This is a genomic window from Agarivorans sp. QJM3NY_25, from assembly GCF_050870875.2.
Classification (GTDB): domain Bacteria; phylum Pseudomonadota; class Gammaproteobacteria; order Enterobacterales; family Celerinatantimonadaceae; genus Agarivorans.
Genome location: NZ_CP194041.2, coordinates 2,675,550 through 2,693,164, shown reverse-complemented (window position 1 = coordinate 2,693,164; position 17,615 = coordinate 2,675,550). Strand labels below are relative to the sequence as shown.

Below are 17,615 nucleotides of genomic sequence, written 5' to 3'. Positions count from 1 at the left end.
TATAAGGAAAATCTATGAATTCCTCCTCGTATTTGTCATCGGTGGCCGCTTGTATTTCACTATTTTTTATTTGTTCTTCGGTCTCCGCCAATCTGTATCAATTGCCAGCCTCGGCTCGTGCGGCAACACCCGATCTAAATGGCAATGGGCTTCTTGAGCCCTACGAAGATACTACGCTGCCAGACGAGCAGAGAATAGATGATCTTATTTCGCGAATGACTTTGATTGAAAAAATTAACATGTTAACGGGGACTGGCTTTAGTGTTGGGGCCTCCGGAGGTTCACAAAAAGTACCGGGCGCTGCGGGGGAGAGTTATGCCCTTAAGCGATTTGGAATTCCTTCCATTGTATTTGCCGACGGTCCCGCTGGATTACGTATTAAACCAACGCGAGAAGATGACCGCAAAAGCTACTATGCTACGGCATTTCCTATTGCAACGGCTTTAGCTTCAACTTGGGACCCTCATCTAGTGGAGCGGGTGGGGCAAGCAATGGGCAACGAGGTGAAAGAATATGGGGTTGATGTATTATTAGCTCCGGCGATGAATATTCAATTGAATCCTTTGGCAGGACGAAATTTTGAATATTACTCTGAAGATCCCTTAGTGAGCGGCACGCTGGCGGCGTCGATGGTTAACGGGGTTCAGTCACAAGGCGTTGGCGCAACCATTAAGCATTATGTTGCGAATAACGTAGAAACCAGCCGGATGGTACTTGATGCCAAAATTGGCGAAAGGGCAATGCGCGAAATCTATTTGAAAGGTTTTGAATTGGCTATAAAAAATGCCCATCCATGGGCCGTTATGAGTTCATATAACAAGGTGAATGGGACCTATACTTCACAAAGTTTTGACTTACTTCATTCGGTGCTGCGAGGGGAGTGGGGATATACCGGTATGGTCATGAGTGATTGGTTCTCGGGAGATGATGCTGCGGAACAGGCAGCGGCGGGGAATGACTTAATTATGCCCGGGATCCAGCCCGATAGGGATGAAATAAGCAAGGCGATAGAGCTTGGCAGATTAAGTGGAGCGGAGTTAGATCGAAATCTGAAGCGGGTACTACAATTGGTATTTCGTTCACCATCAATGCAAAACTATCAATACAGTGATCATCCCGCATTACTTGAGCACGCACAGCTTGCGCGTCAGGCGGCGGCTGAGGCTGTGGTTTTACTAAAGAATGCCCACCAAGTGCTCCCCTTTAGTAAAGATATTCAGCAGATAGCCGCTTTTGGTAATACTTCTTATGATTTTATCGCTGGAGGCTCTGGCAGCGGAGATGTGAACGAGGCTTATACCGTGTCTTTGGTTGAGGGCTTAAACCAGCATCATTTAGTTGTCGATGCTGAGCTAGCGGACATCTATCAACGCTATGCAAAACAACAAAAAGCCAAGCGAATCAAACCGAAAACGATGTTTGAATTAGTACCGCTCATCCCTGAAATGCCAATTGATCCAGCCTTAGTTGAACAAAAAGCAAAAACTGCTGATATCGCCTTAATCACCTTAGGTCGGAACTCCGGGGAATTTCAGGACCGAGAATTGAGTGATTTTAACTTATCTCCCTCGGAACAAGCGTTGATCACTCAGGTATCCAAGCATTTCCATCGGCAAAACAAGAAAGTTGTGGTGGTGTTAAATGTGGGCAATGTGATTGAAACCGCCTCTTGGAAGGATAAAGTTGATGCAATTGTTTTGCCTTGGCAGGGGGGGCAGGAAGCAGGCAATGCGGTGGTTGATGTGCTCAGTGGTGAGGTTAATCCTTCTGGCAAGTTAGCTGTGACATTTCCGTTAAAATATCAACAGCTTCCTTCAGCAAAAACCTTCCCTGGTAAAGCGACTAGCGAACAAATCGTGATGGATCCTTACTTAAAATTTGCATTAGGTATGCCTTCAGAAATTCAATATAACGAAGGTATTTATGTGGGTTATCGTTATTTTGACAGCTTCGCTCAAGATGTCTCTTTTCCTTTTGGTTACGGTTTGTCTTATACCAATTTTGCATACGGCAATGCGAAACTAAATCGCGCTACTTTTAACGGTGAAATCAAGGCTTGGCTTACGGTTACCAATACAGGGGAACGAGCTGGAAAAGAAGTGGTTCAACTTTATGTCAGCGCGCCTCAAGGTCAGTTAGAAAAACCGCAACAAGAGTTGAAGGCTTTTGCTAAAACGGTGTTGTTAGAACCTGGCCAATCACAAACACTGAGTTTTACTTTAACTGCTGAGCAACTCGCTTCGTTTGATGATTTTGGTTCGCAGTGGCTGTTGGAAAAAGGGGAATACCTGTTGGCCTTGTCCAGTTCCTCTCGAGAACGAAAACTGAGTTTACCTTTCTTCGTGGATCACACCCAGCCTTTAGGGCATCAATTGCTAAGCCTTAAACCTCGACATGAGTTAAAGTTATTGAATCAACAGTAAAATACCATCTCCTCGCAGCGTAGTTGTGAGCTTTAGTTGTGAGGTTTAGTTGGACGCTTCCGTTTTGGTACGGTGACTGATACAGTGCCATCTCGGAGGTAAATTAAATATGCAAATCAGAGCAACCACCTACGCAGATTTCCTGATATTTTGGCCAAGCTTCCAAAAAATAGTCAGTGATCGGCAAAGCTATGCCTTTGACCCAGATATCAATATTGAACAAGCTTATGAGCTGTGGTGCCTTAGCCCACTTAAAAGTTATGTTTATGAAGAGAATGGCCATATCTTGGGTACTTACTATATAAAAGCCAATGCCATGGGGCCGGGCAGCCATGTATGTAACTGCGGTTACATGGTTGCTGAACTTGCCCGTGGTAAGGGGATCGCGGCGTTGTTGTGTTTACATTCACAGCAAGTTGCTTTAGATCTTGGCTTTAAAGCGATGCAGTTTAACTCTGTTGTGTCGACGAATGAGGTCGCGGTGCGCTTGTGGAAGAAATTGGGTTATCAAATTTTAGGTACGATACCTCAAGCTTATCTCCACTCTGACCAAGGCTATGTGGATAGCTACATTATGCATAAGCTGCTAGTTCCGCTGAATTAGTCTGCTCGTCAACGGTTCGAATCATCATTAATGGTGATGGCTATTGATGATGCTTAGCAGCTCGCTTGAGAGAAGTTCAGATTTAAAAATAAAAACCAACCCGCCTAAGCGGGTTAGTGGGGCGCTAGTCTGGTGGTTTATAGTTTATAACGGTCGACTAGTTGTTGTAGCTGGTTGACCTCTTGACGAATGCTTTCGCTGGCTTGACTGGCTTCTTCGGCAACTTGTAAGGCCGCATTTGCGCCGTCGGATATTTGCACAATATTGTGTTCAACTTCATCCATAACCTTGCTTTGTTCCTCGATTGCGCTAGCAATATTGGTATTGAGGTCGACCACTTCATCCACCCGCTCGGTGATATTATTAAAGGCTCCACGCGCCTCTTCCGCTTGCTCCACACCACTTTGTGCTCGATTACTGGCATTGGCCATAGCGTTCACCGAGCTTAGTGATCCAGACTGTAAGCCTTCGATCATCTTTTGTATTTCATCAGTAGACGTTTGGGTGCGACTGGCTAAGGTACGAACTTCGTCAGCTACTACGGCAAAGCCGCGGCCCTGCTCGCCAGCACGTGCAGCTTCGATGGCGGCGTTAAGCGCTAATAAATTGGTTTGTTCGGCAATGTTGCTAATTACATCAATCACACTGCCAATCGCATTGCTTTGTTGTTGTAGCTGACTTAATGAATCTGAAGTGGTCACCACTTCCTCATTAATTAGGCCAATTGTGGTGATTGTACCGCCAACGATCTCTTGTCCATTCACCACCGCTTGTTGCGAGGCGAGCGTTGAGTCTGCCGCTTTGTTCGCGTCTTCGGCCATGTTATTGACGGTCGCATTCATTTCGGCAACCGCAGTCGCCACTTGCTGAGTTTCTTGTTGCTGTTGATTAATCGCATCACGCACGGCTTGTGATTTATCACCAATTCGCTGAGTTGCGTTGAGCATTTCCAGAGAGCTGGCGGTCACTTGTTGCAGTAGATGACGCAAGGCTTGCAGAGTTGTTTTGTAATCTTGAGCAATATCGGCCAGCTCATCTGAACCATGAACCACTAAATCTGCGCTTAGATCACCTTGGTTGACTTTACCGGCCACTAAGCGAATTTGTTTCACGGTACGTTTGACGGAGAGGTAAGCACCAATCATGAAATAAGCACAGACGAGCAGGATCAGGCTGAGTGCAACCAGCAGTACAATCCGTTTATTTTCGGCATTATACTTCCGGGCGGTGAGTTCTTCACCGAGGTAACTCATGGATGCCGTCGCCAGTTGTTCTATATTATCGAGGCTGAGTTGAGTGCTTTGGAAAACCGCCTCGGTATTGGTTTTTACCTGCTGGTCTTTTAGGATGTTATCGCGAATTAATGAGATGCTCGCACCGATAGATTCAACAGACTGTGTCGCTTGGTTGCCGAGCTTTTCCTGGAAAAGTGGGTCATGATTGCCTAACAGGGTTAGGGCTTTTTGCATATTTTTTAATTCTTCGTTGGCCAGGTCGGTTCTAAAGTTGAGATCAGCATTGCCTTCGGCATCTAGGATCCCAAAATCGGCGATGTCGCCGCCTTTATCTCTAAGTCTGGCGATATTACTTTGTAAAATAGGTAGATTATTTACTGAGACAGCAATCAGGTAATAACTGGTGACTTGGGGGTCTCGTGTTAATCCACTGTCGGCACCAATACTATGAGTCAATCCTCTGATATCACTTAATAATGCTTCGTGTTCGACTAAGAGATCATTTAAGGAACCATGCTGCTTGCCTTTTAACGCCAGCCATTGCTGTTGAACTTGTTGTAATTCTGTTTGATGATTTTCTGACATCATGGATGCGAGTTGAGCAAAAATACCATCAATGGACTGGTCGAGTGAAACGAGTTTTTCAGGCTCAAACTCTCTATCCATTGATTTTAAAGTCATCAAGTGTTGATGTTGCACGATCGAGGCTGATAATTCGGGGATTTTACTGACAAGTTGGTAACCGGAGAATTCCCGTTTCGCAGACTCAATATCTTCGTTCATGGTTAAAATAAGGGAACTAAAGCCGTAGGCGATAGGTACTAAAAACAAACAAGTCCATAATAGGAATTTATACTTAAACCCGATGCGGTCACTCAGATAGACCGCCGGGGAAAAAAAACTTCCCATGAAACTCTCCTTTTTTTGCAGCAAAATATGTTGTGTTAATTCTGTATTATCGGCATTAACTTAAAATAGTTTATGCCATTATGAGTGGTGTTTGCCTAGCGCCATTTCATTTTTTATCAGTATAATCGTTTGAAAAACAAACAATAAATAAAATCATAGCCAAAGGTGTTGATAGTTTAAGCCAAGCGGCTCACATCTAAATAATACGCTTAGCCTAACACAGTTCACTTTTTTTAAACTAAATCGGAATCACTGAGGTTAACGGTATGGTAATTTATGCTGGGCTGTTGGCTGAATCATAAACCACTAAGATTCGATCGGTAAAGTGGTCCGCTGATTGGTTTGCCGCTGGACCTAGACCTTGCGGGAGTATTGGACGGTCTATTTCGTCGTATAACTTACAATATAGCGAATTTTGTTGTTACTATGACAAGCCACGGAACCTTTGGCTATCAATTATTTCCATTATATACAATGCCTTAGAACTTACTTACTGAGTGGAATTGGACTTGCAGTAAAACGCTAGAAGAGTCTTGAGCGGTGATTCACTTCATCCAAAAGACTTTGGTTTACAGCATGAAAATATGTTTAACACTAGCGTTATATAGGTGAAACTATGACGGAATCAACAAAGTCAGTCATCACCCAACCCTTGTTGGGGAAAATAAAACTGTGTAGTGAGTTAGGGCCTTTTCTCAGTGATAGCCGGATCCGTTTATTGGATGGCATTCAACAGCACGGCTCATTAAGTGCGGCGGCTCGCGCCTTACCCATGTCTTATAAGGCTGCCTGGGATGCCTTAGATGCAATGAATAACCTGTCTGAGAAGGCTTTGGTGATTAAGCAAAGCGGCGGTAAGAATGGGGGGGGAAGTGTACTAACCGAATATGCCAAGCGCTTAATCGCCTTACATAAGGCGCTAGAGTTAGAATACCAGCAGGCCTTCGAGCAACTTAAACCGCAGCTGAGTCAACCTCTGAAAATTAGCAATCACGAAGTGGCACACTTTCGTCAATTGATGCGTCGCTTGAGCTTTCGCAGCAGCGCACGTAACCAATTATTTGGTCAGGTAAAAGCGATCCAGCTGGGGCAAGTTAATTCGGTGATAAAAATAGCCGTATCGGAGCATTTAACTGTCACTGCCATGTTGAGCTGTGAGTCCATGGAGTGTTTAGGTTTGGTACTGGGCTCAGAAGTGCTGTGTTTAATTAAAGCACCGCAGCTGATGCTCTATCAAGGTGAAGGACTTAAGGTGGCGGCTGACAATCAGTTTACGGGACGGGTATCGCGAGTTATTCGTGGGGCGGTGTGCGACGACATTAGTATTGAGTTAGCCGACCAAAAAACGCTTGCTGCAATGGTTCCTAGTGAAAGTGCAGCGAATTTAGATTTAAGCGAAAATACTGAGATTAAGCTATGTTTCTCTGCGTCTTCGGTCATTGTGTGTTGTTATGGATAAGTCGTCAACGGAGCTTTCATCATGAAATATAATATGAGCATTTTTAAAACAATGACCTTGGTTTTTAGTTTTTTGTTAGGTCAAACAGTCGCCTTTGGGGGGCATGCCGAAGGCTTAAAAGTGGCGGTTGCTGGCAATTTTTATAAGCCGCTACTACAAATCGCGGCGCGGTATCATCAAGATACGGGCCATCGGCTGCTTATTTCCACCGGTTCTACCGGCAAACTGTATGCGCAAATTCGTAATGGGGCGCCCTTTGAGTTTTTTATGGCGGCCGATCAAGTTCGACCGAGTCAGCTGGTTGCCGAGGGGATGGCGCTGGCCGACAGCCAATTTACCTATGCCCAAGGACGTTTAGTGTTGTGGTCGAATCAAAATGATTTGGTGGATCAACAAGGCAAGGTATTAAACAATTTTCAGTTACCTTATTTGGCGATAAGTAATCCCAAAACGGCCCCCTATGGCGCTGCCTCGGTGACCGTATTGAAAAACTTGGAACTATATCAACAATTACAGCCTAAATTGGTGGAAGGTCAATCGGTAGGACAAACCTTTCAGCAAGTGAGTTCAGGGGCTGCGCCTTTAGGTTTTGTGGCGCTTTCTCAGGTATATGTTGATGGTGAAATCAGCCATGGTTCGGCGTGGATTGTACCGAGTGACTTATATCAAGCGATCAAACAAGATGCGGTGATCCTTAAAAAAGGCGAGGGGAATCCGCAGGCCAAAGCGTTTTTAAGCTATCTACAAACACCACCCATTCAAGCCTTAATTAAAAGTTTTGGTTATCAAGTGAATGAGTAAGTAGCAATGAGCCTTGTCGCTCGAAAATGTTGGTATTTCTAAATGAAGGATAGTTGTCGATGACTGATTTTTCGGTGGTGTGGTTAACCTTGAAGTTAGCCGCCGTAGTCACCCTCATTTTGCTATTGTTGGCGACGCCCTTGGCATGGTGGATGGCACAAACCCGTTCGCGTTTCAAACCCATTGTGGGTGCCTTGTTCGCCTTGCCTTTGGTATTGCCGCCGACGGTGTTGGGATTCTACTTATTACTTGCTTTGGGGCCTAATGGCACGGTTGGCAAGTTGTTTAATGCTCTCGGTTGGGGCAGTTTACCGTTTACCTTTACCGGTATTGTGATTGCCTGTGTGATCCACACTTTTCCGTTTGTGGTGCAACCGCTGCAAAATGCCTTTGAAGCGATAGGGAAGCGGCCTTTGGAAGTTGCAGCAACCCTACGTGCCGGACCGATTGCCAGTTTCTGGCAAGTGGCTTTTCCGCTGGCCCGTCCAGGTGTATTTGCCGCCGCCATTCTGGGATTTTGTCACACCATCGGTGAATTTGGCGTGGTGTTGATGATTGGTGGGAATATCGCTGGGCAAACGCGCGTAATGTCGATAGAAATTTATAATCATGTGGAAGCCTTAGAATACAGCCAGGCACATTGGTTAGCTGGTGGCATGTTGGCTTTCTCTTTTATCGCTTTGCTCTTAATTTACAGTCTTAATGATGCCGCGCGGCGGAGGGTCATGGCATGACACAAATACAAGTTCGTTTTGTGGCCGATCGCGGCGACTTTTGTTTAGATGTCAATATGACGTTTCCCAGCCAAGGAGTGACCGTATTATTTGGGCCCTCGGGATCGGGCAAAACCACCTGTTTACGTGCCATGGCGGGGTTAGAGCGACTACCTCAGAGTTACTTTGCAGTGAATGGCGAAGTCTGGCAGGATCATCAAACGGGACAATTTGTGCCGACTTATCAACGTGACATCGCTTACGTTTTTCAAGAAGCCAGCTTATTTCCTCATCTGAACGTGCAACAAAATCTGCTCTTTGGTTATCAACGGTTGGCTGCGGATAAACAGAAGTTGGACATTGGCGAAATCTCTGCGCTGTTAGGCATTACCGAACTCTTGCAACGTCACCCTCGAGCGCTATCGGGGGGCGAGCGACAACGGGTGGCTATCGCAAGAGCCTTGCTCACCTCTCCCAAGTTATTGTTAATGGATGAACCCTTATCGGCCCTCGATCTCAGTTTAAAACAAGAGATCATGCCTTATTTAGAGCGTTTACATCAACAGCTGGCGATCCCCATCGTTTACGTTAGTCATTCGCTGGATGAAGTTGCGCGTTTAGCCGACCATGTGGTGGTTCTCAATCAGGGCAGGGTAGTGCTGCAAGGGCGCCTCGAAGAAGTGATGCTGAATGAATTATCTGGTCCACTATTTAGCGGCCAAACTAATACCTTGCTTACAGGGAGGGTGGTCGCGAATCATGAGCATGGTTTAACTCAATTGACGGTGAATGGCTTAGCTTTTTATTTAGTCGGGCAAAACTGGCAGCCGGGAGAAACGGTGCGCTGTCGGATCAACGCTCGCGATGTCAGCATTTGTCGAGTGAAGCCGCAGCAAAGTTCAATTTTAAATGTGTTTCCTGCCGAAGTGCAGAGCATTCATCCGGGGCTAAGAGCGGGAGAGTCTTTGGTAAAAGCAAAACTGAGTTCTTCACAGCTCGTTCAAGCGTTGATTTCGGAATATTCAGTGGCGCACTTACAATTGAAACTCCAGCAGCAAGTTTGGTTGCAAATTAAATCAGTGGCTATTTTGTAGCTTGCCAAGCTAGCGCTGGCTGATAAGGAAACCACCATCGATGCACACTTTTTGGGCAAACTTGGTTTGAATTGGTGCTTGGCGGGGTGCTGCACGCCCGACTTCATTGTTCCGTTGAGTATCGTTAGTTCTTCCTTTGTGCATTTGGTATGTTTTCTTTGCTTGGCTTTGCTCGCCGTGCACAGTTTTTAAGATTTGGATTTAGGCACTACTTATGGCACAGCTCTTGATACTTATTCGCTGAAGGGATCACTTATATTCAGGAGATACAGCATGAGTCAAACAAACGATTTTCCTTTATCAGCTGTGCCAGATGACCAACGAAAAGGTCTTTGGTCGATGGCCTCAGTTTTACTCGGTTTTACTTTTTTCACCGCAACGATGTGGGCTGGTGGTAGCTTAGGTGCTGCATTTTCCTTCTCCCAGTTGCTGGTTATTATTGTGGTGGGTAATCTGCTGTTAGGCGCCTACGCCGCAGGGCTAGCCTATGTCGCCTATAAAACTGGACTAAACTCGGTGCTATTAGGACGATACTGCTTTGGTTTGAAGGGCAGTATGTTGTCAGATTTTGTCTTGGGTTTTACTCAAGTGGGTTGGTATGCCTGGGGCACTGCGACTATTGCGATCGTATTGGTTAAATTGCTGGCTTTGCCAGAGAGTTTGACCATTCCTTTGATGGTGGTATTTGGTTTTGGTTTTTGTATCACCGCCACTATTGGTTATAAAGGCATTGAGTTATTGTCTAAGGTGTCGGTACCTGCCATGTTGGTGTTTATCGCACTGTCTTTGTATCAAGGCTTGATTGATGTCGGCGGCTTGAGCGAGCTGATTGCGGTTGAACCCACTCAGGCGATGCCGATTGCCGCTGCGATTACCATGGTATTTGGTACTTTTGTGAGTGGCGGTACCCAGGCGACCAACTGGAGTCGCTTCTCCAAGAGTGGCAAGATCGCAGTGTACACCACACTGGCTGCGTTTTTTGTGGGCAACGGTTTAATGGTATTTGTTGGCGCCTTTGGCACCTTAATTTATCAGCAGGCGGATGTGGTGGATGTATTGGTGGTGCAAGGCTTTATGCTGGTGGCAATATTGATGTTGTTTACTAATATTTGGACCACTCAAGATAACACGATTTACAATTTTGCTGCTGCGGGGTGCAACTTATTGCGAACAGATAAACGTCGCTTAGTCACCGTAGGTGGCGCCGCCATTGGTACTTTGCTGGCCATATTTGGGATGTATAATCTATTGATCCCTTTCTTGATCCTGTTAGGAACCTTTATTCCACCGATTGGTGCGATTATCATGACTGATTTTTGGGTGAAGTATAAGGCTGCGCCACCCGCCTTGGAGCAGGTTAATTTACCGCAATTTAATCTACAAGGCTTAGCCGCCTATGTCGTGGGTTCGGCTGCTGCCTATTTCTCTCCATGGATTGCGCCTTTGGTGGGGATTGTGGTGGCAAGCGCCTTCTATAGTCTGTTGGTGTTTATTGCTTCGGCTCAACCGAGCCTTGCTAAAGAAGCTTAATGTGGCCTTAAAAGTTAGTGAGATCACCGCTATCGCCGGATTGGAAGCCTTTGTTCTTCGAGCCGGTGCTGGTGGTGCAGACAATTCAGTTCGTTGGCCCTATGTGGCAGAAAACCTCGAGGTAGGTCCTTGGCTACTCGGCGGTGAGTTGATTTTTGTTACCGGGATCAATTTGCAACGCAGTGTTGAAGATTATCAGCAGCTAATCGTAGAGGCTCAAGCTAAGTACGCGGCAGGTATTGTGATTTTGACCGGCTCGGAATTTATTCCTATGATCCCTGAGGCAGTATTGGCCTTTGCCGAACAACGTGATTTTCCGTTGTTTGAGCAACCCTATAGTTTGCCGATGGTGAAGGTCACCGAGCTTATTTGTAATCGGATTATCCAAGCCGATCTGGCCGAACATTCTCTGCGTTGGTTTTTAAGCCATGTGATCGAGTCCCCTCGAAAACTACCCGCTTTAGCTCGGCAACGGGCCAACAGTCTTGAACTTGATTTGCACCAGCCACTGTTAGTGGCGTTGGTGCTGCCCATGGTGAGCGATGATGTCGACTTAAGTGCTTGGGCCTTTAGCTTGAACCGTCAACTGGAAGCTTATCCCCATCGTTTGCCGATTTTAGAGTATCAAGATGGCTGGTATTTGTTTCTGGCAAATCCTGAGGGCTTGAACCACGAGCAACAAATTCACTTGTGGAGCGAACTTGCGACACAGTTAGCGGCGGCTCATCTTAATTGTGCTTTAGGGGTGAGTGCGAGTCCTCAAGGGATAATTCATTTAGGTTTGGCGGCGCAGCAAGCCAAACAAGCTGCTCAATTTGCCCGTAATAGTGCGCGCCAAACGGTGTTGCATTATGCCGATCTCGGTATCAATCAAATTTTTTCCGCAGTGGACAATCATGAGTTGTTAGCCGATTTTTGCCGCCAGCAGCTGGGTCCTTTGTTTGCCAATCGAGAGCCGCAGGCGAAACTTTTAAAACACACGCTGGCAGTTTATTTTGAAAACCTATGTAGCGCCCGACAAACGGCGCAAAGTTTAGGTATTCATCGCAATACCCTGCAGCATCGTCTGCAAAAGTTTGAAAGCTTAAGCCAGCGGCAACTAAACAATGCGCAACAGCGTTTAGCGCTACAAAATGCGCTGATGATGGAAGCCTTGATTTTAGATGAGAACAATCACTATGGATGATCATCCGATGAAAATTATTAATGCTCGGCTACGTGGCCAAGAATCGCTATTTAGTATCAGCATTCGTGATGGTTGCTTTAGCCAAATAGAGCAACAACAAAGTACCCTAGCGATCAGTGCAGGTAGTTATGATGCTAAGGGAAATCTTTGCTGCGCCCCCTTCGTTGAACCACATATTCACCTCGATGCAGCCCTCACGGCAGGGCAACCCAATTGGAATATGAGCGGAACGTTATTTGAGGGGATCGAACGTTGGGCCGAGCGCAAACCGATGTTAAGTGCCGAAGATGTTGAGCAAAGGGTGCTTAAAACAGTCGAACTGTTGGTGGCCAATGGCGTGCAGTATATTCGTACCCATGTGGATGTTACCGATCCGCAGTTAGTGGCGCTAAAAGCGATTGCTAAGCTCAAGTCTCGTCTTCAAGATAAGATATTGTTGCAAATAGTGGCCTTTCCTCAGGAAGGTATTTGGTCTTATCCTAATGGTCGCGAGTTAATGCTACAGGCGTTGGAAGAGGGCGCCGACGTGATTGGTGGGATCCCGCACTTTGAATTTACTCGTGAATACGGGGTGGAATCGATGCGTTGGGTGATAGAGTTGGCGCAGCAAACCGGTAAATTGGTCGATGTGCATTGTGATGAAATTGATGACGATGCGGCGCGTTTTCTGGAGGTTCTCGCCACCGCAGCTTTGGAAGCCAATATAGGACCACGGGTAACCGCCAGTCATACCACTGCCATGCATTCCTATAATAACGCCTATTGCTCCAAGCTGTTTCGCTTACTAAAAATGTCGAAAATCAATTTTGTTTCTTGTCCAACCGAGAGCATTCATTTACAAGGTCGTTTCGACAGCTACCCTAAGCGGCGTGGTATCACTCGGGTTAAAGAACTACGTGAAGCCGGTTTAAATGTATGTTTTGCCCAAGACTCCATCCAAGATCCTTGGTATACCCTTGGCAACGGTAAGCTGTTGCGGGTATTGGACTCCGGGATCCACAGCTGCCATATGATGGGCTACAGTGAACTTCAAAACTGTTTAGATTTGATCACTGATAATGGTGCAAGAACCCTACAGGTAGAAGATGAATACGGTATTGAGCTGGGCAAACCAGCAAATTTCATCGTATTAGAAGGTGGGAATGATGTCGAGGTCTTGCAAAAGCAAGGTGAGGTATTGTTGTCGGTGCGCCAAGGTCAGATCCTAATTGAGCGCAAACCTGCCGAGCTGCTGCAATCACCGATTTTTTGAAGCTGTGGTTTAGAGATCGTGTTGGTCGCTAGACACTGTCGTTTGCAATCACCGAGCTACAAAAAGGCCTTGTCAGTGACAAGGCCTTTTGCAACATTTAGTTTGTGATTGGCTCGCGGGTTTAGTGGCTGACTTTGTTTCTTGGCTTGTAATGCCCCGAACCCTTGTTTGATTTGGGCCGATAATTCAGGATAGAAATTGGCACTTCTTTTTTCGGCTCTAAGCCTTCAACGACCCGGCGTTCTATCAGCTGACCGAGGCGACTCTCAATCGAACAAAGGTTTCTAAAGTCATCTTTTGAGACAAAAGAGATCGCTTCGCCAACAGCGCCAGCCCGGCCGGTTCTGCCGATGCGATGAATATAGTCGTCGGCTTGATCGGGCAGATCATAATTGACCACACGACTTAATTCATCGATGTCGATGCCGCGCGCTGCAATACCAGTAGCCACCACAAACTGGACTTCACCAGATTTAAAATCGGCGAGTAACTTACTACGTGAGGCCTGGCTTCGGCCGCTATGAAAGGCTTCGGCTTGAATGCCACGCTTCTCCAATTGGCTCACCAGTTTGGCCGAGCCATGTTTGGTTTGAATAAAGATCAGCGCCTGTTGCCAGTTGTTATCAACGATCATCTGGCTGAGTAATGCCGACTTTTTGTCTTTGTCGACGGTAATTAACCATTGCTCGATTTTAGGGCTGTTATCCGCAGACGACGCCACATTGATTTCCAGCGGATTTTCGATAGTCGTTTTGGCTAAGCGCTTAATTTGTGGAGATAAAGTTGCCGAAAACAACAGACTTTGACGCTGCTCGGGCAGGCGCTGCAAAATTTTCTCAAGGTCGTCGATGAAGCCCATATCCAGCATTCGGTCGGCTTCATCGAGCACCAAAGTATCAAGTTGGTCGAAGTGCAGGGCTCGTTGATGGATCATATCCAGCAGGCGCCCCGGGGTTGCGACCAGAATATCTACGCCGTAGATTAGGGCTTGTTTCTGTGGTTCTGCGTCAACACCGCCAACCATTGCCAGTGAGCTGATTTCTAAATGTTTTGCGTAATGGCCAATATTCTCTTCAACCTGAACCGCCAGTTCACGGGTGGGGGTAAGGATCAGCACCCGAATCCGTTTACCGCGCAGGGGCGTTTGCGCTTTACTTAGTTTTTGCAAAATGGGCAATACAAAGCTGGCCGTTTTGCCGGTGCCGGTTTGCGCCGCGGCGAGCAGGTTTTTACCCGCTAAAATAGCCGGAATGGCTTGTTGCTGAATGGGCGTGGGCTGTTGATATGCACGCTCGCTCAAAGCTTGTAAGATCGGCGTACTTAATCCAAGTTTAGAAAATGGCATGAAGGGTCTCAGATGACGAACAATAGGGCCGCGATTAAGGCAAATAGCACTAAGCGCAGATAAGCTTGCGATTGTAGCACGAAGCGCGCGCTTTGCTTAGCGGGGCTAATACTTACTATATAAATACCCAGTTTAGAGAGATATTGCGAATCGTGCAGGGGATTATGTTCTTAGCCTCGATAAGGATGCTTAGTGGCGCGGTTAACTATTTTTTTATAAAATATATTTTCTTTTAATATCAAGGACGTTGTAAATGAATTATTTTGTTAAAAGCATTATTTCTTTGGCCGTTTTGTCTTTTTCTTCTTGGAATGCTCAAGCTCAGTGCGTTATGAACGAACAAGGGTATGTCGATATCGCAGGTTACTATGTTTGTACTGGGTATTGTCAGGTTTATGGTGGTGCCACTTATGTGACTCAGAATGCAGATAAAATTGTTTTGATAAATGAAAAAAGTCAAACGGCAACCGGAGAAATCGATCACTTGGGCGGTAATTCAACTGATTGGGGAGTAACATTTGAAATTACTAACAATTGTAAGCAAATTGTATTTTCTAATTCTACCATTTGGTTGAAAAATAAATAATTAGTCTTGTTGGTTGCGTTTTGTTTTAGCATCTCAGTCGTGAATACAGAAAGTAATCAGTTGTTATTCGTTAATATGTGAATAATTAGGTTCAAATGGAAACTATCATCCAGCTGCTGCAAAACGATCAACAACGTTTGCAGGCACTTGACTGTGTTCACCGACTTGGCTTGCCTCAGGGGTATTTAGCGGCTGGTTTTGTGCGTAATATGGTTTGGGATCATCTGCATCATAAACCAGTTGCTACGCCTCTCAATGATGTGGATGTGATTTACTTTGATGCCGAGGAGACGGATCCAGAAAGGCAGCTGAAACTTGAAGTTAAGCTTAGATCTTACATGCCCCAGCTTCACTGGCAGGTGCGCAACCAAGCCCGGATGCACCTGCGTAATCATGATCGACCGTACTTAAGTACTTTGGATGCAATGAGTTTTTGGCCGGAAAAAGAAACAGCGGTGGCGATCCGTAAAACTTCTCAAGGCTATGAGTGTGTTTCGGCCTTTGGCTTTGAGTCGTTATTTCAATTGAACATTACCCATAATCCTAAGCGGTCTCGTGAAGTCTTTGAGCAGCGAATACAGGCCAAAACGTGGTTGGCGCAGTGGCCTAAGCTAACGATTGAGGGGTAATTGGACACCGGTTTTGAATACTACGCGGATCTTTTGAGTTGAGCTTTATAGCTTTGGTTTACTCGTTATTTACAGCCATTCTTTTTCGATCAGTTCATGAATGGTATATAGGCGCTGCTCCAATTGGTGGTTCTCAATAGCGTGTATGACTTTTAAAACCCCCGATGCATAGGGAGAATCTCCGTACACCCGCGATTCCAAGGAGATGCTGCATGAACTATCTTGAATCGTTATTTGATGGACTGCGTGTCTGGATAGATGTTCCGAAGGAACTCCGCATAAGTGTTGCTGCTGTTCTGGATTTCTGATGGAGTGAATGTCCTCAACAGGCAGGTCGAATGCATTCGCTAAATAAACTGCAGTGCCCGGCACCGAGGTTTTTTCTGACTGATGCGATTCACTTAGTTGGATGTTATATTGTTGGAATTGTTGTCCGTGGTTTGAAATCATATGCATGAATTTGAGCATCAATATATTGATATTCGGACAGACTACTGCGCTAAAGTCGATAGCTATCTCCTCTATCTGCGATCCTGTTGAAAGCTCAACCAACACCGAATTTGTATTTCGGCAATAGGTCATGATTTCTTCGAGTTCTCTGCCTGAACCCGCATGTACAATAATCGCCGGGTTGTTGTTCGCTCTTTCGTGCCAAGCCTTCACTTGGTTAAACTGCAATTGACTGAGTAGCTCGTTTGCTAGTTTTCCATTCCCAACTACAAAAACATTCATATGATTTATATTGCCTATTTAATAAGGGATTACGCCGTAATCCGTTCTTGAAAATATTAGATCTGAATTTCTCGCTTAGTGTATAAAAAGCCGTGTCATGATTGATCCAGCTCCGCTCGAATAATGTTTGTGCTCTTAGCTTACATCAACGACTTAGGTGAACGTCTGGATGACAAGGCTCACCGCTTCATCGATGCTTAATGAAGCAGTGATTTTGAATTTTAATCAGCACTTATTTTAATGAGTTTTTCTTCATTAAATCCTGGTCGATACCTTTTAGTTTCATCTCATCCATGATGAAGTTAACAGTGTTCAGCAGGCGTTGTTCACCATCTGGGATCAGGTAACCAAATTGACTTTTGGTGAATGGATTGTCTTCGCGCACCGCTTCTAGTTTTTTATTAATCACTTGATAATAAAGAGCTTCCGGTGTTTCGGTTACCATCACGTCGATTTTCCCCGCTTCTAGAGCTTTGGGGACATCTAGGTTGTTATCAAAGCGTACCAAAGTGGCTTTACTCAGGTATTTTTCGGCAAATTTTTCGTTGGTTCCGCCAATATTTATCCCAACTTTAACTTCTGGACGGTTTACTTCTTCTAAGGTATCAAATAGAGAACCGCGTCCCTGAGCGACTAAGAAGCACTTGCCAAAAGTCATGTAACCTTGACTTTGTTCTGCGGCCATTTGACGAGAGATACGACGTGTAATGCCGCCCATAGCGATGTCATACTGGTTTTCATCTAAGCCCAACAGTAGGTTTTTCCAGGTGGTTTGAACAAATTTAACTTCTACGCCCATTTCATGGGCCAAGTGTTTTGCGACGTCGATGTCGTAACCTTTGAACGTTGCGCCATCGTAAAAAGAGAAAGGCTTGTAATCACCAGTGGTACCGACGGTGATGTAGCCTTGTTTTTGAATGTCTTGTAAACGGTCTGCTTGGGAGGCTGCGCTGAACAAAAGGCTAACAGCTGTAATGAATGTGACGAGTTTCATAAATAGGAATATCCGTATAGTTGCGTTTATGTGTGTTGTATTAAGCCGAAAATTGAATTTCTCCGGTCTTTTTAGTTCGACGATATGAGTAAGTTTTATACAAGTGATATCAGCCTCACCATA

Annotated in this window: 15 protein-coding genes; 11 read left to right on the top strand and 4 right to left on the bottom strand. The window is 45.6% G+C overall.

All coding sequences use genetic code 11. The annotated features are described in order from the left end of the window. The first annotated feature begins 14 nt into the window (after window positions 1-14). Window positions 15-2,423, top strand: coding sequence for a beta-glucosidase (locus tag ACRRSW_RS12390; protein WP_432459492.1), 2,409 nt, complete (start codon window positions 15-17; stop codon window positions 2,421-2,423). Between the two features lie 109 nt (window positions 2,424-2,532). Beyond that, window positions 2,533-3,027 (top strand): GNAT family N-acetyltransferase, encoded by a 495-nt coding sequence (locus ACRRSW_RS12385; protein WP_432452923.1) that lies wholly within the window; start codon window positions 2,533-2,535, stop codon window positions 3,025-3,027. Window positions 3,028-3,164: 137 nt separating this feature from the next. Here ACRRSW_RS12385 and ACRRSW_RS12380 read toward each other — a convergent pair whose 3' ends face one another. Beyond that, window positions 3,165-5,171 (bottom strand): methyl-accepting chemotaxis protein, encoded by a 2,007-nt coding sequence (locus ACRRSW_RS12380; RefSeq protein ID WP_432452924.1) that lies wholly within the window; start codon window positions 5,169-5,171, stop codon window positions 3,165-3,167. Between the two features lie 616 nt (window positions 5,172-5,787). Here ACRRSW_RS12380 and ACRRSW_RS12375 point away from each other — a divergent pair. The 7 genes from ACRRSW_RS12375 (at window position 5,788) to codA (ending at window position 13,206) form a co-directional block, all read left to right on the top strand. Next, window positions 5,788-6,630: a TOBE domain-containing protein gene (locus ACRRSW_RS12375; RefSeq protein WP_432452925.1), complete on the top strand. Its 843-nt coding sequence runs from the start codon at window positions 5,788-5,790 to the stop codon at window positions 6,628-6,630. Window positions 6,631-6,651: 21 nt separating this feature from the next. Further along, the gene (gene modA, locus ACRRSW_RS12370; RefSeq protein ID WP_432452926.1) at window positions 6,652-7,431 is read left to right on the top strand and encodes a molybdate ABC transporter substrate-binding protein; all 780 of its coding nucleotides are present in this window, start codon (window positions 6,652-6,654) and stop codon (window positions 7,429-7,431) included. A gap of 59 nt (window positions 7,432-7,490) precedes the next feature. Then, complete coding sequence (gene modB / locus ACRRSW_RS12365; RefSeq protein ID WP_432452927.1) at window positions 7,491-8,165, top strand: molybdate ABC transporter permease subunit; 675 nt, start codon at window positions 7,491-7,493, stop codon at window positions 8,163-8,165. Continuing rightward, window positions 8,162-9,238, top strand: coding sequence for a molybdenum ABC transporter ATP-binding protein (gene modC / locus ACRRSW_RS12360; RefSeq protein WP_432459491.1), 1,077 nt, complete (start codon window positions 8,162-8,164; stop codon window positions 9,236-9,238). Before modB ends, modC begins: the two co-directional genes overlap by 4 nt. A 273-nt stretch (window positions 9,239-9,511) precedes the next feature. Further along, complete coding sequence (gene codB / locus ACRRSW_RS12355) at window positions 9,512-10,768, top strand: cytosine permease (protein ID WP_432452929.1); 1,257 nt, start codon at window positions 9,512-9,514, stop codon at window positions 10,766-10,768. A gap of 1 nt (window position 10,769) precedes the next feature. Then, window positions 10,770-11,954, top strand: a complete 1,185-nt coding sequence (locus ACRRSW_RS12350; RefSeq protein WP_432452931.1) for a PucR family transcriptional regulator — start codon at window positions 10,770-10,772, stop codon at window positions 11,952-11,954. A gap of 7 nt (window positions 11,955-11,961) precedes the next feature. Continuing rightward, window positions 11,962-13,206 carry a cytosine deaminase gene (codA, locus tag ACRRSW_RS12345; RefSeq protein WP_432459490.1) on the top strand — a complete coding sequence of 415 codons (1,245 nt, stop codon included), beginning with the start codon at window positions 11,962-11,964 and terminating at the stop codon, window positions 13,204-13,206. A 121-nt stretch (window positions 13,207-13,327) separates the two neighbouring features. Here codA and ACRRSW_RS12340 read toward each other — a convergent pair whose 3' ends face one another. Next, window positions 13,328-14,551, bottom strand: coding sequence for a DEAD/DEAH box helicase (locus ACRRSW_RS12340; protein WP_432452933.1), 1,224 nt, complete (start codon window positions 14,549-14,551; stop codon window positions 13,328-13,330). 253 nt (window positions 14,552-14,804) lie between these two features. Here ACRRSW_RS12340 and ACRRSW_RS12335 point away from each other — a divergent pair, with 253 nt between their 5' ends. Together ACRRSW_RS12335 and ACRRSW_RS12330 are read left to right on the top strand one after the other, a co-directional pair. After that, complete coding sequence (locus ACRRSW_RS12335) at window positions 14,805-15,137, top strand: hypothetical protein (protein WP_432452934.1); 333 nt, start codon at window positions 14,805-14,807, stop codon at window positions 15,135-15,137. Between the two features lie 95 nt (window positions 15,138-15,232). Then, on the top strand, window positions 15,233-15,766 hold the full coding sequence (locus tag ACRRSW_RS12330) for a nucleotidyltransferase family protein (protein ID WP_432452936.1): 534 nt from the start codon (window positions 15,233-15,235) through the stop codon (window positions 15,764-15,766). A gap of 69 nt (window positions 15,767-15,835) precedes the next feature. Here ACRRSW_RS12330 and ACRRSW_RS12325 read toward each other — a convergent pair whose 3' ends face one another. Together ACRRSW_RS12325 and ACRRSW_RS12320 are read right to left on the bottom strand one after the other, a co-directional pair. Then, on the bottom strand, window positions 15,836-16,498 hold the full coding sequence (locus ACRRSW_RS12325) for a dihydrodipicolinate reductase C-terminal domain-containing protein (RefSeq protein WP_432452937.1): 663 nt from the start codon (window positions 16,496-16,498) through the stop codon (window positions 15,836-15,838). Window positions 16,499-16,730: 232 nt separating this feature from the next. Further along, window positions 16,731-17,492 carry a transporter substrate-binding domain-containing protein gene (locus ACRRSW_RS12320; RefSeq protein ID WP_432452938.1) on the bottom strand — a complete coding sequence of 254 codons (762 nt, stop codon included), beginning with the start codon at window positions 17,490-17,492 and terminating at the stop codon, window positions 16,731-16,733. Window positions 17,493-17,615: the final 123 nt, after the last annotated feature.

Coding starts and splice junctions, on each gene's coding strand:
- ACRRSW_RS12390 (WP_432459492.1), top strand. CDS start 15: ATGAATTCCTCCTCGTATTTGTCATCGGTGGCCGCTTGTATTTCACTA.
- ACRRSW_RS12385 (WP_432452923.1), top strand. CDS start 2,533: ATGCAAATCAGAGCAACCACCTACGCAGATTTCCTGATATTTTGGCCA.
- ACRRSW_RS12380 (WP_432452924.1), bottom strand. CDS start 5,171: ATGGGAAGTTTTTTTTCCCCGGCGGTCTATCTGAGTGACCGCATCGGG.
- ACRRSW_RS12375 (WP_432452925.1), top strand. CDS start 5,788: ATGACGGAATCAACAAAGTCAGTCATCACCCAACCCTTGTTGGGGAAA.
- modA (WP_432452926.1), top strand. CDS start 6,652: ATGAAATATAATATGAGCATTTTTAAAACAATGACCTTGGTTTTTAGT.
- modB (WP_432452927.1), top strand. CDS start 7,491: ATGACTGATTTTTCGGTGGTGTGGTTAACCTTGAAGTTAGCCGCCGTA.
- modC (WP_432459491.1), top strand. CDS start 8,162: ATGACACAAATACAAGTTCGTTTTGTGGCCGATCGCGGCGACTTTTGT.
- codB (WP_432452929.1), top strand. CDS start 9,512: ATGAGTCAAACAAACGATTTTCCTTTATCAGCTGTGCCAGATGACCAA.
- codA (WP_432459490.1), top strand. CDS start 11,962: ATGAAAATTATTAATGCTCGGCTACGTGGCCAAGAATCGCTATTTAGT.
- ACRRSW_RS12340 (WP_432452933.1), bottom strand. CDS start 14,551: ATGCCATTTTCTAAACTTGGATTAAGTACGCCGATCTTACAAGCTTTG.
- ACRRSW_RS12335 (WP_432452934.1), top strand. CDS start 14,805: ATGAATTATTTTGTTAAAAGCATTATTTCTTTGGCCGTTTTGTCTTTT.
- ACRRSW_RS12330 (WP_432452936.1), top strand. CDS start 15,233: ATGGAAACTATCATCCAGCTGCTGCAAAACGATCAACAACGTTTGCAG.
- ACRRSW_RS12325 (WP_432452937.1), bottom strand. CDS start 16,498: ATGAATGTTTTTGTAGTTGGGAATGGAAAACTAGCAAACGAGCTACTC.
- ACRRSW_RS12320 (WP_432452938.1), bottom strand. CDS start 17,492: ATGAAACTCGTCACATTCATTACAGCTGTTAGCCTTTTGTTCAGCGCA.